The organism is Deltaproteobacteria bacterium (assembly GCA_003194485.1).
Lineage (GTDB): Bacteria > Desulfobacterota > Dissulfuribacteria > Dissulfuribacterales > UBA3076 > UBA3076.
In genome coordinates this window covers 1-16,581 of sequence record PQXD01000025.1, presented here as the reverse complement: position 1 = coordinate 16,581, position 16,581 = coordinate 1, and the positions used below count along the sequence as shown (strand labels likewise).

16 protein-coding genes are annotated in these 16,581 nt (G+C 48.1%); 9 read left to right on the top strand and 7 right to left on the bottom strand.

The annotated features are described in order from the left end of the window. Nucleotides 1-536 precede the first annotated feature (536 nt). The 5 genes from rimI to C4B57_10720 all read left to right on the top strand — a co-directional run bounded on the left by rimI (nt 537) and on the right by C4B57_10720 (nt 6,936). Nucleotides 537-1,004: a ribosomal-protein-alanine N-acetyltransferase gene (gene rimI, locus C4B57_10740; GenBank protein PXF52746.1), complete on the top strand. Its 468-nt coding sequence runs from the start codon at nt 537-539 to the stop codon at nt 1,002-1,004. 166 nt (nt 1,005-1,170) lie between these two features. After that, the gene (locus C4B57_10735; protein ID PXF52745.1) at nt 1,171-2,094 is read left to right on the top strand and encodes a hypothetical protein; all 924 of its coding nucleotides are present in this window, start codon (nt 1,171-1,173) and stop codon (nt 2,092-2,094) included. Continuing rightward, a complete protein-coding gene (locus C4B57_10730; GenBank protein PXF52744.1) occupies nt 2,091-3,482 on the top strand; it encodes a hypothetical protein in 1,392 nt (463 codons plus the stop codon). The genes C4B57_10735 and C4B57_10730 overlap by 4 nt, the downstream gene beginning before the upstream one ends. Nucleotides 3,483-3,514: 32 nt before the next feature. Further along, nucleotides 3,515-4,873: a sigma-54-dependent Fis family transcriptional regulator gene (locus C4B57_10725; GenBank protein PXF52743.1), complete on the top strand. Its 1,359-nt coding sequence runs from the start codon at nt 3,515-3,517 to the stop codon at nt 4,871-4,873. Beyond that, nucleotides 4,873-6,936, top strand: a complete 2,064-nt coding sequence (locus C4B57_10720) for a hypothetical protein (GenBank protein ID PXF52742.1) — start codon at nt 4,873-4,875, stop codon at nt 6,934-6,936. Before C4B57_10725 ends, C4B57_10720 begins: the two co-directional genes overlap by 1 nt. A 2-nt stretch (nt 6,937-6,938) precedes the next feature. Here C4B57_10720 and C4B57_10715 read toward each other — a convergent pair whose 3' ends face one another. Both C4B57_10715 and C4B57_10710 read right to left on the bottom strand, forming a co-directional pair. After that, nucleotides 6,939-7,379, bottom strand: coding sequence for a hypothetical protein (locus C4B57_10715; protein PXF52741.1), 441 nt, complete (start codon nt 7,377-7,379; stop codon nt 6,939-6,941). Nucleotides 7,380-7,593: 214 nt separating this feature from the next. Next, entirely contained in the window at nt 7,594-8,520 is a 927-nt protein-coding gene (locus C4B57_10710) for a manganese-dependent inorganic pyrophosphatase (GenBank protein ID PXF52747.1), read from the bottom strand. 302 nt (nt 8,521-8,822) lie between these two features. Between C4B57_10710 and C4B57_10705 the strand changes: the two genes are divergently transcribed. From C4B57_10705 to C4B57_10690, 4 genes are all read left to right on the top strand, one after another. Further along, nucleotides 8,823-9,065, top strand: a complete 243-nt coding sequence (locus tag C4B57_10705; GenBank protein PXF52740.1) for a hypothetical protein — start codon at nt 8,823-8,825, stop codon at nt 9,063-9,065. A gap of 306 nt (nt 9,066-9,371) precedes the next feature. Beyond that, on the top strand, nt 9,372-9,620 hold the full coding sequence (locus C4B57_10700; protein PXF52739.1) for a hypothetical protein: 249 nt from the start codon (nt 9,372-9,374) through the stop codon (nt 9,618-9,620). Between the two features lie 84 nt (nt 9,621-9,704). Further along, nucleotides 9,705-10,349 carry a fructose-6-phosphate aldolase gene (fsa, locus tag C4B57_10695; protein PXF52738.1) on the top strand — a complete coding sequence of 215 codons (645 nt, stop codon included), beginning with the start codon at nt 9,705-9,707 and terminating at the stop codon, nt 10,347-10,349. Nucleotides 10,350-10,355: 6 nt separating this feature from the next. Beyond that, nucleotides 10,356-10,964, top strand: coding sequence for a lytic transglycosylase (locus C4B57_10690; protein PXF52737.1), 609 nt, complete (start codon nt 10,356-10,358; stop codon nt 10,962-10,964). Between the two features lie 5 nt (nt 10,965-10,969). Here C4B57_10690 and C4B57_10685 read toward each other — a convergent pair whose 3' ends face one another. The 5 genes from C4B57_10685 to C4B57_10665 are packed head-to-tail and all read right to left on the bottom strand — an operon-like array spanning nt 10,970 to nt 16,394. Beyond that, nucleotides 10,970-12,079 (bottom strand): rod shape-determining protein RodA, encoded by a 1,110-nt coding sequence (locus C4B57_10685; GenBank protein ID PXF52736.1) that lies wholly within the window; start codon nt 12,077-12,079, stop codon nt 10,970-10,972. Further along, the gene (gene mrdA, locus C4B57_10680) at nt 12,072-13,979 is read right to left on the bottom strand and encodes a penicillin-binding protein 2 (GenBank protein PXF52735.1); all 1,908 of its coding nucleotides are present in this window, start codon (nt 13,977-13,979) and stop codon (nt 12,072-12,074) included. The genes C4B57_10685 and mrdA overlap by 8 nt, the downstream gene beginning before the upstream one ends. Continuing rightward, nucleotides 13,969-14,475, bottom strand: a complete 507-nt coding sequence (locus C4B57_10675) for a hypothetical protein (GenBank protein PXF52734.1) — start codon at nt 14,473-14,475, stop codon at nt 13,969-13,971. The genes mrdA and C4B57_10675 overlap by 11 nt, the downstream gene beginning before the upstream one ends. Next, entirely contained in the window at nt 14,472-15,335 is an 864-nt protein-coding gene (locus tag C4B57_10670; protein ID PXF52733.1) for a rod shape-determining protein MreC, read from the bottom strand. Before C4B57_10670 ends, C4B57_10675 begins: the two co-directional genes overlap by 4 nt. A gap of 27 nt (nt 15,336-15,362) precedes the next feature. Then, on the bottom strand, nt 15,363-16,394 hold the full coding sequence (locus C4B57_10665; GenBank protein ID PXF52732.1) for a rod shape-determining protein: 1,032 nt from the start codon (nt 16,392-16,394) through the stop codon (nt 15,363-15,365). Nucleotides 16,395-16,581: the final 187 nt, after the last annotated feature.

The following is a 16,581-nucleotide window of genomic DNA, read 5'->3' as shown; positions in this document are numbered from 1 at the left end:
TAGAAAAATTGAGGAGTTGACTCAAAAAATGGTTGCTCTATGAAAGAATCTTCAGACCAATGGCAGTAATTGTATGGCAAGCAGCCTACCCGGTGCTTGCTGCCTGTATCTTATATGAAATATCCAGTGAAACAGATTATCCCGGATAATACAGGATTGATACTCTGAAAAAAATACCATATCATAAATCGCAGCCGGTCACACAGGGGAGCTCCTTCTTTCAACATGCTCCCGCCCCTTGTTTTCTTAAGGCCTTTGCAGCACGGGAGACCCTCTCCCGTTCTCCTCCGCTGCGCTCCGGAGCCGGGGGTTTCCCATGCTGCGAAGACCAAGAAAACTACAGGGCTGACGCAAATCGTTTCCAGAAGGAGCTCCCCTGTGACCGGTTGCTGCAGAAGCGGTTTGCCTTTTGCAGGGTTTCGATCGCGGGCCGGATTGCACTGCCTCTCCGGTCTGCGATGAGTGAGCTTTGAAACCCGGAAAAAGGTAACCGCTTCAAGGCAGGATATAACGGGTTCACCGGATATTTACATCCTATGAGCGACTTTTCTTATGAATTCAGCAGACTGGGCCTTTGCGATCTTGACGATTTGGTTGTCCTTGAAAAGATCTGTTTTCCCCACGCATGGACCGAGCAGCAATTCTGGCTGTGCCTCAAGCAAAAGGAGTATTATATCTTTGGACTCAAAAAAGAGGGCAAGCTGGCTGCCTATTTGTCTTTTCATCATGTAGCCGACGAAATGGAAATACTGAAGCTGGCCGTCCACCCGGCACACAGGCGCAAGGGCTTGGGTAAATATCTTCTCGGGCTTGTATTGCAGAATTGTATGAAAATGGACATAAAAAAGGTGTATCTGGAGGTGCGGAAATCAAACATTTCGGCCCATGCCCTGTACGCCGGATTTGGTTTTATTCAGATAGGCGTCAGGAAAGATTATTATTCGGACAACAATGAGGATGCCATAATTCTTTTCCTGGACCTTGGCGGAGTCGTCCAGTTCTGAGCATTCCTTGTTTGTTTGCGCGGTTCATTATTATTCAGGAAAAGTGACCTGTTTCCCCATGACACCCATTGGTGCCTGCAGAAGACTATGGTAGAAGCTTTCCATTGTGCCGATCAGAAAGACCGGGCGATCTCACTTTGTGAACGGATACAGACATTCATAAGCAATGAAAAAAAACTGCATAGTTCCCAAAAAGATTAAAGGGACTATCTTGGCATTTCTCCTGTGGCCAGTATTATTGACCCCGCTCCATGCCGAAGAGAATAACGCAGATATAGCAGTAATAGTTTCTTCGCAGATCAGGCCCTATGTAATGGCCCTTGAGGGACTGCGCTCCGGCCTTCAACAACCCTTGATAATATACTATCTGAATTCAAATCCAAAACTCATACGTCATAATTTAAGCCGAAAATGCTATGACCTGCTGATAACCATAGGGCCGGAAGCGTCCATCCTTGCCTGGTCAATCTTAAATCCTGATGACAAGAAAATTGTCCTCATGGTCCTCGATCCACAAAAACTGCTGACGGATCCCGGAGTGCATGGAGTGGACCTGAGGATACCTATTAAGGAACAGATGCGTCTGATAAAAAAACGGCTCGGGGGCAAAAGAAAGATCGGAATACTTTACAATCCCGCAGAAAACAGGGAATGGGTAGAGCAAGCGCAAAAAGAAGCCTCTGGACTCGGGATGAGCGTCATACCTCTAATGGTCCAAAAACGAAATGAGATCATAAAGGTCCTTTCCTCTGCATATCAAAATATTGACACGCTTTTGTTCATTCCTGATTCTACGGTAATTTCAACCGCATTATTGACACATCTGGTTAAAGAGGCACTGCTCCACGGAATTGCTGTTGTGGGCTATAACCACTTTTTCGTGGAAATAGGGGCGGTTATGGCCTTTAATATAGATTATGAAAAAGTGGGGATTTTAGGTAGCAAACTGGCAAGAGATATCATGTCCGGTTCTCAGTGCGGACTTTTTCCTCCTCCCTTTGAGGTAGAATGGAATGAAAAGGCATGGAAAACGATTACCGAATACTTAAGAAGAGTTGGGGCGTCCGGGCCTGAAGGAGAAGTGCCGTGAGGGCCTTGACCTTTCAGCAGAGGTTGTTACTGGGGGTATTGCTGTTACTCGGTGTTACAACAATTACCCTTGGCATGGTCGGAGCCCACCTGGGTGAAACTTTTTTGCGTATCCGATTTGAGGACCGCATGGCCTTTCTGGCTAGATATCTGGCGCTTAACTCTGAGGTAGGTATGCTCATAGGCGACCAAAAGATGCTTGAGCGTCTGGCAAACAATCTCCTCTCAGAAAAAGACGTCGTTCAAGTCCTCATAGAAGATGCTAATGGTGAGATTCTGGTGAATGTGAAATCCGGTCTTCACGCTCAATCAAAAGAGGCCGTTGCCGAAATACGGCTCAGACAACAGGAGGAAGACCAGGCCTTCTGGGGCTCTTCAGCGCAAAATCAAATGCTCGGTAAAATACACGTAGTTTACACTACCTCAGGAATCGACGAACTGCTGGCCAAGCTCAGGACAGGATATACTGCGGCTGTTATTGTTCTGGCAGCAGTTGGACTATTGGTCTTTTTCTTCTTCAGCCGTTCACTGGCAGCACCATTGAAAGAACTCGTTAAGGCTTCAAGGATGGTGGCAAAAGGAAACTTAAACACCCGTGTCGAACCAGGTTCACTGCCGGAGACCAACGAACTTGCTGAGGCCTTTAATCACATGATGGTCTCTCTTGCCGAAAGTCGCAGGAGCCTTGAGGAGACATACCAGGAAATGATCCAGCAAAAGGCCCTGGCCGAGGTGGGCCGCTTTGCCCTTACAGTGGCTCACGAGGTCAAAAACCCTCTGGGAATCATTAAAGGGGCCTTAGACATAATTAAAAAACAGGATGTTGATCCCGTGGTTAAATCCACCATGATTGAATATGTGGACGATGAAATAAAAAGGCTGAATCGACTCATCCAGGATTTTCTGGACTTCTCCAGGCCCCGAAAACCCGTATTCAAAAGAACGGAATTAAACACCATGATGAAAGATGTGCTGCAACGGCTCAGGCTGGAATGGGAAGAAAAGGGCATCATTATCGACGCTGATATCCCTGAAGAAAAATGCCTGTCCCAGGCAGATCCGGACATGCTTTCCCAGGCCCTGCTCAATGTCATAAAAAATGCCTGTGAAGCAAGTGACATGGACGGGCATGTATCGGTAAAAAGCAGCTTGTCTCATGGTAATTGGATTGTCCGGATAGCAGATACCGGGAAAGGGATGGATCAGGAGACACAAAAGAGGGCGCTTGAACCTTTTTATACTACCAAGGCCCAAGGCACGGGTCTGGGGCTGGCTTATGCTGCCAGGATCATCCGGATCCATGGAGGTGAAATGAGTTTCAGGGAAAATCATCCCAGGGGGACGATATTTGAAATACGCATTGAATGTAGGGAAAAACAGCTTATTTAGTGATTCAGAAAAGGAGATGATAGAAGGGAATTATGGCTTTCATATTGGTAGTTGATGATGAATACAAAATGCGACACATCCTGAAGATTATGCTGGGCCTTAAGGGGCATAACGTGGAAGGTGCCCAGGACGGTGAAACAGCTCTGGCAATGGTTCGGGAAAGGCCTTACGACCTGGTTATCTCGGATATACGGATGCCCGGAATGGATGGTCTCGTCCTCCTTGATCATATCCAGGCAATGGAATGCCCCTGTCCGGTCATCATCATTACGGCATATGCAACTATTGACTCCGCTGTCGAGGCCATGAAGAAAGGGGCTGTGGACTATATTACCAAGCCCTTCGAGGAGTCACGCATAATACTGACGGTAGAGAAGGCACTTGGCGTATCGAAAATCCTGACGGAGAACAGAGAACTCAAGGAGGAACTGAACAGATCTATAGGTAATGCCGATCTGGTATGCGTATCCAAGGCCATGAAACATCTTTTAAAAGCGGCACAGAAAGTGGCTGTAAAAGCGGATACAACGGTCCTGATTACCGGCGAATCCGGTACAGGCAAAGAAATAGTGGCGAGATTCATCCACCAGAATAGTCCCAGGGCCCAAAGGCGTTTCGTAACACTCAACTGCGCGGCAATAACGGCAAACCTGGTGGAAAGCATTTTGTTCGGTCATGAAAAAGGGGCCTTTACCGGGGCAGACAGACGAAAACAGGGATTTTTCGAATACGCAAGCGGGGGAACACTCTTCCTGGATGAGATAGGGGATCTTCCACTGGAGGTCCAGGCGAAGCTCCTGAGGGCCCTTCAGGAAAAGACCATACAGCGTGTTGGTGGAAATGAGCCCCTCGGAGTGGATGTCAGGGTGATCTGTGCCACAAATCAGGACCTTGAATCCATGGCCAAACAGGGAAAATTCAGGCCGGATCTCTTTTACAGGATTAATGTTTTCCCTCTGCACATCCCCCCGTTAAGGGAAAGAATAGAGGCTATAGTGCCGATGGCGGAGCATTTCATGCGTAAATTCCGTGAGAGGCCTTCAGAAGGACCTCTCCTCACTCAAGGAGCCAAAAGGGTCTTGCTGGACCACTCCTGGCCCGGAAATGTGAGGGAGCTGGCAAACGCCGTGGAGAGGGCCGTCATCATGGCCGGAGAGGAACCTGTAACTGCGGAGCACCTGTCTTTTTTGAGAGCCAACAAGGTGCGGAGCGGATCCGTTGATGCCTGGAGGCTTCCCGCAAGCGGCCTGTCCCTGGAGGCATTGGAGCGCGATCTTATACGTCAGGCCCTGGAAATGACAGATAATAACCAGAGTGCCGCAGCCAGACTATTAGGCCTTACCCGTTCAAAGCTCAGGACCAGGGTAAAGCAGCTGGAGGGATTCAGTTGATGACTGACGACCGGATCTCTCTTATATATCGAATATATCGAAGCATACCCAAATTCCTGGCTCAGGTCATCGCCATCCTGTCGTTCTTCTTGGCAGGCGTTCAGATCGCCAGTGCCATAGATACATCTCTTCTATTTGTAGGTGAAGACCTGTCAGTTCTTACTATTGCATCAAGGAGAGCGGAACCTGTAGAACAGGCACCTGCAGTGGCCCATGTAATCACGAAGGAAGACCTTGAGCGTAACGGGGTCCGAACCCTTGGAGAGGCCCTGTCCATGCTGCCGGGATTTTATATGTCTTCAAAGGAATGGGGTACCCAGCCCTATCTCAGGGGGGTGTCAAACAGCATCCTTTTCCTTTACGATTCGGTCCCCTTGACATCAGACAATACAAAAACCGTCAATCCTCTGGATGAAGAGCTTTTCCTGGGTCCCGTAGAACGTATAGAGGTGATACGAGGGCCCGGCTCGGTTTTGTGGGGTCCTGATGCATTTGCAGGAATAGTTAACATAGTTCCCAAACGCGGTAGAGACGTTGATGGAGTGGAATTGAATCTGCGTGGTGGAACCCCAGACCACGAAGCAGATTTCAATATCAATTGGGGAAGAAATGCAGGGCCCTGGGAGGCATTTCTGTCAATCAGCGCAACAAGGCTTAAGCCCGTACAGGACAAGTATAATATAGTAAGATTCGAAGGAGACGAATCCGGCCCTGTTTCTCCCAGTGAGCGTCTGGGGCATTCAGAGGTGGATGACTCCAAATACGTAGAGGCCGTACTGAACTTTTCCTGGCAGGACTGGCTCCACATATCAGGCAGGTGGTCTGATACAGAGCGTAATTATGTCATGGGGGAACCCGAAACGGATCTTTGCTGGGCCGGGAGACGGGAGTCGCCGTTCAGGTTTGTGCGTCTCGAGATGGAATGGCCTATGGATCGTTCAGATCTGAGACTAAATGCCTATTACAACGAACTGGACTACAAGGAAAAAGAAATAGACCTGTCCTGGAACCCCAAGAGCCATGTAAAATTCGGAGAAATCCTGTATGACAGGGAGCTATGGGACACCAAGGGGCTTCTGACCGTGGGGTTTTCATGCAGATACAATAAAATCACCGATGCCATAGTAAGAAAAGACCCTCTTTCCGACTACCTTAAGCCTGAGAATATCCTTTTTACACCGTCTATAGAGGAAGATGATTTCGACACTTCACTTTGGTCTGTTTTTGGACAGGTTCGGCATCACTGGAACCATCTTGATGCCTGGCTGGGTCTCAGACTGGACGACCACAGCCAGTATAATCAGACAGTAAGTCATAATATGGGAATCAGTTGGTTTCCAAGGCCGTCATGGTATCTTAAGCTGCTTTACGGCAGCGCCTATCGAACCCCATATAATCAGGAACTTGTAGGCCGGGAAGACCTTGACCCGGAACGAATACAAAATCTCAGTATCAACTTTACGTGGTACCCTTATCCACCACTTCGACTTTCAGCCACGGCTTTCTGGAATGAGATACGTCACCATATCCAGGAAGAACCTTACGGGGGTTTTTCAAGGCCCGGGTCTGAAGATATCTATGGAGGAGAACTCGATGTCTCGTGGCAGTTGTCGCGCAGCCTCCGGTTCTGGGCCAATGCAACCGTCCTGTCCCAGGACGGGGATGAAGAGGAATACAGAGCCCTTGATTTTGTATTTTTAAGACCGGATGGTACAAAGGAAGAGCACTATTCCTCTTGGGAAACACCTTTTGACACCGGGCCAAAAAACCTGTTCAATGTTGGACTTCTATGGAATCCTCTGGATCAATTGGATTTCTCTGTCCGCCTGAAATATGCGGATTCAAGGGATTATTATTATAATAAAGGAGGTTGGCATTATTCCACCAGTCCCGCCTGGATTTTCGATACAACCGTCACGGCCCGTGATGTCTTATTCCAGGACCTTGATATCCAGTTGGCGCTGAAGAATGTATTCGACAGGCATTACAAAGTGCCCGGCACATACAGCCCGGTAGAAGCCGCTCCTTTTGAGGCGTACCTGGGACTCAAGTGGCGCTATTGAAGCTACCAATCCACGATTTTTGACGATTCCTTCCTGAGCACCATAGCGTTATTCATGTCCAGTCCCGCTGCGTCCTTATCCCCCAGGCGTTCATAAACTTCTCCTCTCAGTGCGTAAGCAGGGGCATATTCAGGAGCAAGATCGATTGCCTGCGTCAGATACTTCAGTGCCTCATCCAGGATCTCTGCCTTGAACAAAATAGCCCCTTTGTGATAGTAAAAGCGGGCATTTTCCGGTTCACACCTTATTGCAGCGTCAATGTCCTCAATCGCCCCATCATTATCATTTAACCTCAACCGTGCTATGGCCCTTGCCTGATACACCTTGGCGCACTGAGGATCCGCCTCCAATATCTCTGAAAAGACGCAAATACAGCCATCAAAATCCTCATCCATGAATTTAAACTGCCCTTCAATAAAACGCTCTTTCAGATCCTGCCTCATCTGGAATCCTCCGTAAGCCTTATTTTATCTCTGTCAAATCAGCCGGGTTCGCAGAGAAAATTTTTTGTTTCCCAATTTAAAACTCAGCACTCAAAATTCAACATTTTTTCGCAAAGCTACACCAAAAACCATCGTGATTATATGGATCGGAAAGCACTCTAAAACAAAAAGGCCGGGGCAATACCCCGGCCGCAAGGATCAATATTTCTGGAAATTATGAGGCAAAGGCCTTTTCCAGAGGTGGGACCATCTGCTTTTTCCGGCTCATTACACCGGGAAGCCAGACAGTCCGGCCCTCGAGTGCCTTGCCAAAGGCCTTCTCAACAATACCGGGATCATCTGTAACGGCCATGAGATCGGTGCCTTCTTGCATGATATCAGTAAGCATGAGGAAGACGCTGTGACGGTTCCCTTCGGCCTTGACCTTTTCAATCTCAGCGTAGAGATCGTCTCTCATGTTGGCAACCAGGTCCAGAGATACCAGCTCAAGCTGGCCAATGCCCACATTATTGCCGCTCATATCAAAGTCTTTGTAGTCACGGAAGACCAGATCCCTTGCGGGCACGCCTTCCACTGCACTCTTGGCCTTGGCCATCTCCATGCCCCAGTCCAAGGGGTTATCAATTCCGGCTATCTTTGCGAGTGCCTCTACGGCCTTTTTGTCTTCAGGAGTACAGGTTGCCGACTTGAAGAGCACCGTATCGCTCAGGATGGCCGACATCATGATACCGGCTACATTTGCAGGGATCTCTTTCTTGTAAACATCTTCGTAAAGTATGCGGAGAACAGTACCTGTGCATCCATAGGGCATAGCACAGAATAAGATAGGATTAGGAGTGGTAATATCTCCTATCTTGTGATGATCGACTATGGCAAGCAGCTCCCCTTTGTCCCAGTTGTCCGGGGCCTGCTTGATATCACTGTGATCCACCAGCATATACTTCTCGCCAGTCACATCCGTACGAAGCTCAGGGACATCAAAACCAAACTTCTTGAGCACCAGCTCTGTCTCAGGATTGAGATTTCCCTGCCTGCATGGTACAGCATCAACTCCCAGCATCTTCTGCAGTTCCGCCCAAGCGATGGCAGCAGTTATGGCATCTGTGTCCGGGCTCTTGTGTCCAAATACGTAAACAGCCATTTTAACATCCTCCTTAAAAATTTTCGGTAAATTAAAAATTATTAGGGAATTTAGGGAAATTCCAAAATATACGCATTTAATGAAAACGGATTCATTTAAAAAATATTCTTTGAGATAATCACCCCGATCAAAAATATATAACAACTGGATGTCTCATGTAGCACAATACCAATACTTTGCCAAGGACTTTTAAGGCCGCACCGTAAAGATAACTGAATTGGAATTCAGTGAAAACCTGATGAATTGCGGGAACCAAGGGATTATGATATCAACCGGCATTTTTTGTCCAGGGTAAATATCCGGTGAACCCGTTATATCCCGCCTTGAAGCGGTTAGCTTTTTCCGGGTTTCAAAGCTCACTCATCGCAGACCGAAAGAGGCAGTGCAATCCGGCCCGCGATCGAAACCCTGCAAAAGGCAAACCGCTCCTGCGGCAGGGCGCGGACGGCAACCGTTCACTGGAAGGGGATATTTCTTTGAACAGTTTAACGGAAGCCCCCGTAGTTTTCTTGGCTTTTGCTGTGGGGGAAACTGCATCGCCTTAAGCGCAGCGTAAGGCGAATGCAGAGGGGGCAGGACATCCCCCATGTCAAAGGCCTTAAGAAAACAAGGGGCTGAATGGTGGAAGTGAAAAGAAATATTCCCTGCCAGTGAACGGTTACGTGGGACCACGGGTTCAGCGAATATTTACTGTCCGGGAGATCCGATTTCCCGGAAATGTTCCCGTCCGCTGTATCGGAAGGACCTTATCCAAGTAAGGTCGGTTACACTGCAAAAAGTCTTGAAAGCAGAATCCATTGACATCGCAGGAAAATTATTATAGTCGTTATTTTCAAAAAGAGGTGGGTCGCATGTCCGAATTGAAAGATACCATTACTGTTCGCGTTAACGTAAAAATAACCCCTGAATCCCTTAAAACCATTGTTGAAAATGCAAAAAAAGATGTTGGAATGGACCAGAGAGGGGTTTATCGCGTTGATACGGCAGGCAAGGTCGATGAAATGATTTCCCAGTTTCTTCTTGAAAAAGACTTTGAAAGTTATGTAAAGGACATAAAAAATTACAAAAGCCTGGCAATCAAAAACAGGGAACTCCATTAAAGGCGGAGCCGAACGTATCATTTGCTGAGATATTTCTTGAAGTGATTGAAGCTTTGTCATGGCTTTTTCAAAGGAGTTATAAAAATGAAATTTTTCATTGATACTGCAAATTTGGACGAAATTCGCAAGGCAGCGGACCTGGGACTGGCAGATGGAGTGACCACAAATCCTTCTCTTATAGCCAAAGAGAATTGCGCCTTTGAAGACAGGATCAGAGAAATATGCAGTATTGTTGATGGCCCGGTGAGTGCCGAGGTAATTAGCACCGACGCTGACGGCATGGTGAGGGAAGCCGGAAAGCTTGCCGAAATCGCTTCCAACGTCGTTGTCAAGATTCCTATGACCACCGAGGGTTTAAGGGCCACGAAAAAACTGGCGGGCGAGGGTATAAAGACCAACATGACCCTGGTGTTTTCTCCTCTTCAGGCATTACTGACGGCAAAGGCAGGAGCAAGCTATGTGAGCCCTTTTATAGGAAGGCTTGATGATATCTCTCATGAAGGCATGAACCTGGTGGAGGACATAATTCAGATTTTCGATAATTATGCCTTTGACACGGAAATCATAGTGGCAAGCATCAGGCATCCCATACATGTGCTGGATGCCGCAAAGATAGGTGCCGACATAGCAACTATTCCCTATAAAGTAATAGCGCAGATGGCCCATCACCCTTTGACTGACATAGGCCTTGAAAAATTTTTAGCCGATTGGGAAAAGGTGCCGAAATAATATCTGATGGCAGTGACACCCCTTTTCAGACGGTCAGTCCCAGGAATGCAATTGCTTGCGACTTGCATGCTCTTTGTTGTCTGCAATTCAGGAGCGACAAGTGCAGGCAGTATATATTCCTTTGTGGATGAGTGCGGTGTATGGCACTTCAGTAATGTACCCACTGATCCGCGTTATGGCATGGCAACCCGATCCAGGCGCACCTCCCCGCGTGTTTCATGCAATCACGCAGAATTTGAAAAAATTATATCCAGGGCTGCCGCACGCCATGGTCTGGACCCTGACCTGATCAAGGCGATAATACAAATAGAGTCGGGAGGAATTCCGGATGCCCGCTCCCCAAGGGGTGCCATTGGGCTCATGCAACTGATGCCTGAGACATCTTCAAGTCTGGCAGTGTCAAATCCCTCTGACCCCAAGGCAAACATCCGGGCCGGCACCAGATACCTCAGCCGGCTGCTTGAACGATTCAGGGGGAATTTGGTCCTTGCCCTGGCAGCTTATAACGCTGGCCCGGAAAAAGTCGAAAGATATGGAGGAATCCCGCCATTTCCTGAAACCAGAAGGTATGTGCGAGACGTCTTGAAACAATGGCAGAAATACAGAACTGATTGAAGCCCTTACCGGGTTCCAGTCCCTTTCTGAAACATGAAGCGTCTTGATCTTATATTGAGCAACAATCCTGTGCCTATAAGCGTAATGAACACCGAGGAGCCGCCATAGCTGACAAGCGGCAGAGGAATGCCTACCACTGGCATAAGCCCCATGACCATACCTACATTTATCGCCATCTGCCAGAAAAGCATGGCCGTTATCCCAAAGGCCAAAAAGGCCCCGAAACGTTCGTTAGATTGCGACGCTATCAAAAATCCACGGTATAGCATAAGGAAAAATACCCCCAGAAGGATTACCGCTCCTATCCAACCCCATTCCTCAGCCCAGACAGCAAAGGCAAAATCAGTGTGGACCTCGGGGAGAAAGTTGAGGTGGGCCTGGCTTCCTTTCATGTAACCTTTGCCCAGGATCTGTCCTGAGCCAATGGCAATTTTCGATTGTAATATGTGATAACCTACACCAAGAGGATCTCTCCCTGGAAAAATGAAGTCAATTATTCTATCCCTTTGATATGGCTTGAGAAATTCCCATACAAAGGGAAAAGCGGCAAGAGGCGAGGCCAGCAGCAGCAGGAAGGACTTCCAGTGGAGACGGGCCATATACACCAAAGAAGCAAAAATCAGCACCAAAAACAGCGCCGTCCCCAAATCCGGCTGCTGATAAATCAGAAAGACCGGGACAAGCATCAAAAGGACAGGCCGCCATAAATCCTTCAGGCTGTATTGTGGCCTGTCATCATGATAAAAATAACTGCTCAGGACAACAACCGTGGCGAGTTTGGCCAGTTCGGAGGGCTGAATATTCATAAATCCGAGAGAGAGCCATCGCCGGGATCCGCCTGCGGCCTTACCTATAAAGACTACCAGTATAAGCATAAAGACCATAACCAGATATATGTGTACAGAATAGACTGTAAGAAGACGATAATCAAAAAAGACTGCCAGACTCAACATCAAAACAGTGCCTGCTATATACCACTGAAGTTGTTTCCATTGAAAGGGATATCCAGCGGCTGCACTGCCGCTGTTCAAATTGACAAAACCAATGGCCATAAGCAGAAAAACAGATAGAAAGAGCCACCAGTCAAAATGTTCCAGAAATCGTCTGTCATGCATGATCATCTATTCCGTTTATATTGAGGGCAGTATTACGGGGTCCCAGTAAAGGCAGGGGAGATCGGGTTTTAAACCACGTCTTGAAAATCTCACGGGCGATGGGTGCTGCCACGGAGCCGCCGTGTCCGCTATGCTCGCACAACACTGCAACCGCCAGCTCAGGTCTTTCTGCCGGTGCATAGGCAATAAACCAGGCGTGGTCTCTGTGTTTCCATTGTATATTTTTATCCTGTCGGTGTGTATCCTGTTCTATCACCTGCGCTGTACCGGTCTTGCCCGCCACAAGGACATCAGGCAATTTGCATTGGCTTCCCGTACCCTTTTCATCATTTACCGCCCCCACCAGGGCCCTCTTGATCATTCCCAGATTTGATTCAGAAATCGGCAAATTGCTCCTGGGATCACTTTCAAAAGATTTGACGATGCGGCCATCCGATCCCGTGATTTTCTCCAGGTAAACCGGACTGAATAAAGTGCCGCCGTTGGCAACGGCAGATATCAGACAGGCCATCTGCAGAGGAGTTACAAGAGTATAACCCTGGCCTATGGATGTGATGAGGGTCTCTCCTTCCTGCCACGGCTCCTGATATCTTCCGAGCTTCCATTCCGGCGTAGCAATAAATCCTTCATTCTCATCGGAAAGATCGATCCCGGTCTTTGATCCAAGCCCAAAGCCCATGGCGTACTTTGCTATCTTCTCGATCCCCAGCTTACGACCGATCTGATAGAAGTAGATATCGCAGGACTCAACCAGGGCCTTATACAAATCGACCTGCCCATGTCCACGCCGCTTCCAACACCTGAAGACGCTTCTGCCTAAACGGAATCGACCCGTACATTTGAACGACGAATTCTTTGAAACCACCCCCTCTTGTAAAGCCGCTGCAGCAACCACGATCTTGAAAGTCGAACCAGGAGCATATCTGCCCTGCAGGGCCTTGTTTTGCAGAGGCCTTGAGAGAGGATCATTCAATGCTTTCCATTCTTCGTTGTCAATACCCCTGGCAAATGCATCCGGATCGAAACCGGGACTGCTCACCAGGGCAAGTATCCGCCCGGTCTGGGGATCCATGGCAACAAGGGCCCCGACATATCCCTTCATGGCCTCCTCAGAGGCCTGCTGAAGATCCAAGTCAATAGAAAGATGCAGATCTTTCCCGGGAACGGGCGGTTTCTCGTCAATAATTCTTACCAGTCGTCCCCCGGCATCCACTTCCAGCCTTCGTTGGCCCCTTATTCCTGCCAGATCATTTTCAAATCTCTTCTCAATTCCGTATTTCCCTATCAGATCACCCGGACGTGCACCTTTATAGCGTTTTTCTGAAATATCCTCCCGGCTGATTTCTCCGAGATAACCGAGCAGATGCGGGGCAACGCTCCCATATGGATATTTTCTGGCAGGAGTTACCTCAATAAACACGCCGGGCAAACTAAAAAGCCGGGCCTCTATCCTGGAAAGGTTATCCCATTCAGCACCTCTTTTAATTACTATGGGCATGTATTTAGGCCCCTTATTTCCGGAACCGAGACGTGTCCGAATCCCGGCCTCTGTCTCTCCCAGCAAGGGAGAAAGCTCGCGCAGGAGAGCTTCCATGTCCTCTACGTCTTCTTTGACAAGACATACATTGAAGCAAGGCTTTACACCTGCCAGGAGACGCCCCGTCCTATCAAGAATTTTCCCCCGGGGCGGTTGAAGACGCACCGACCTTATTCGATTCCGCTCGGACTTTTCCCTGAAATACTCTCCCTGTACGACCTGTAGATGCCACAGGCGGGCACAAAATATAACAAGGCACAGAAACATGATCAGGACAGCAACATCACACCTTCGCCTGTTTGCCTCCTGGTCCAGCCGGTCAAAGCGCTTGACATGCCAAATTGTCTTGAGCTTAAACTTCACTGTGTTCTTTTATTCCAGGGCGCAGGCCCTCACTAAAAATAAAGGAGCTTGCTTTATCAAAGACAAAAAACCAGAAAGGGGCAAGAACACCATTGAGCAAGGCCTGGGCAAACCCCCAGGGCCACAAGAATTCGGCAGCACCACTGCCGATTGAAAGGACCGACACGACCTCAATACTTAAAAACGAAACCAGGATCACCTGTTGCCATGCCGAGGTACACATTATATGGTTTGAGATATACCTAATCATCAAATATTCACCGGCATATGCCAGGGTATAAAGACCTGCCGGCATAGCTGATAACTGCTCACTGAGGATACCTAATCCCAATACAGCGAGGATACCACCAGGTAAAGGGTGCTGAAACCCGTACCATGCCGTGAGTGGCACCAGGCCGTCCATGCGGATTTGCCCGAACTGGAATAGAGGACCCAAGGCCGTTTCAATTACAAGCAGAATGTACCCAAAAGAAATGGCGATCAAACCTTTTTTCAATGGCGCGACTCCACAAAAGGCTGATTCGTAACAATAATGACTACCTCTTCTATCTTTTTGAGATCAACGGCCGGTGTCACGGTGATTACCTGGAAAAGGTCAGAAATAGAACCCTCAGCTACGGAAGAGACCTTTCCTATCAGAAGCCCCTTTGGAAAAATCCGGTCGGTGCCGGATGTAATAACTCTATCTCCAATCTCAACATCCACTGCTTTTTCCACATAGGCCAGGCGGCATTGCCCTTCGCCCGCGCCCTTTACAATGCCTCTGGCCCTATTTCGTTGTATAAATGCAGCCACTGCGCTGTTATAGTCAGACAACAATAAAACTTTACTGAAATGGAGTGAAGACTCCATTACCTGGCCCGCAACACCCGCTCCGGACAGGACCACCATTCCAGGCTTTATCCCGTCTTTTCGTCCCCGATCCACAGTAATCATGGCCGACCACGGAGCAATATCCACTCCGACCACATTGGCTGTTACTGCCGGAGCACCGACCTCCTCTTTCATTCCCAATAACCTCTTAAGGCGGGCATTGGCGATGAAGGCCTCACGGTACCGGCCGATTTCTTTCTGAAGCCGGACCACCTCTTGACGAAGGGCCTTGTTTTCTGACTCAACGTCCTGAAGAGCTATATATGATCGCCATAATTTCCCCCCCCATCTCATTGGCCTGGAAAGACCTTTTTGCAAATAGCCCGTTAAGTCCACAAAAAAGTATTTTATCGGAGATACAACGGCCGGTGAACCAAAACGCAGGCCCACAACTACAAAGATTAATAAAATCACAACGGCCAGGACTAAATATGCCGTCAAGCGCTTTTTTGAATTTGCGGTGCGAAAAAGCACAATCGATATGCAACCAAAAAGATATAACCGACTGAATTAATGAACCATAACTTCTTTCAGGATATCAAGATTGTCCAGGGACATGCCAGCACCCAAAACCACGGAGGATAAAGGATCATCGGCGATAATTATGGGAAGATGAGTTTCCCCTCTCAGGAGTTTATCCAGATTCTTCAGCAAGGCTATACCTCCTGTCAGGACAATCCCTTTATCAACTATGTCAGCAGCCAATTCCGGGGGTGTCTGCTCAAGCACATTTTTTACTGTATCGACTATCGTATCTATCTGTTCTGTTATAGCCGAACGGACTTCTGACGAATTGATCGCTATGGTCTTGGGCACCCCTGACACCAGATCCCTGCCTTTTATCTCCAACTCCTTATAAGGTTGTTCAGGCATAACATCGCCCAGTTCTATCTTGATTTTTTCCGCCGAATGCTCGCCAATCAAAAGATTATATTTCCTTTTAATAAACTGTAAAATGGCATTGTCCATCTTATCGCCTGCTACACGAACGGATTTACTATGGACAATCCCTGCCAAAGAAATGACGGCTACTTCCGTAGTACCTCCACCCATATCCACTACCATATTTGCAATGGGCTCCGTAATCGGCAGTCCTGCACCAATAGCGGCCGCCATCGGCTCTTCAATGAGGTAAACCTCTCTTGCACCTGCAGACTCGGCGGATTCCCGAACAGCTCGTTTTTCAACCTGCGTAATTCCGGAAGGTACACTTATGTTGATCCGGGGCCGAACCAGGGCCCGGCGATTGTGTACCTTTCGTATAAAATAACGCAACATGGCCTCTGTTATTTCAAAGTCAGCTATTACGCCATCCTTCATGGGGCGGATGGCCACAATATTTCCGGGTGTCCTCCCAAGCATCATTTTGGCGTCTTTGCCTACGGCTACGACCCTGTTTGCCTTAACATCCTTGCGTACCGCGACCACAGATGGTTCCCGCAGGACTATACCTTTTCCCTTTACATATACCAATGTATTTGCGGTTCCGAGATCAATGGCCAGATCGCTTGAGAACCGTCCTAAAAGAGTACCTAAAAACATATGTTATTACCTTAATTAAGTTAATATTAGATTCCTGATGACAATCCGTGCCTTTCTTTCAAGAAATTAAACCACTACCTGCTGAAAGCAGGTAGATTTCTTATACGACTGAAAGTCTAACATGGTTCAATCTTTAGTCATTAGCAATAGTGAAGGCCTCTTTAGGGCTCGCCTTTTCTTGGCTTGC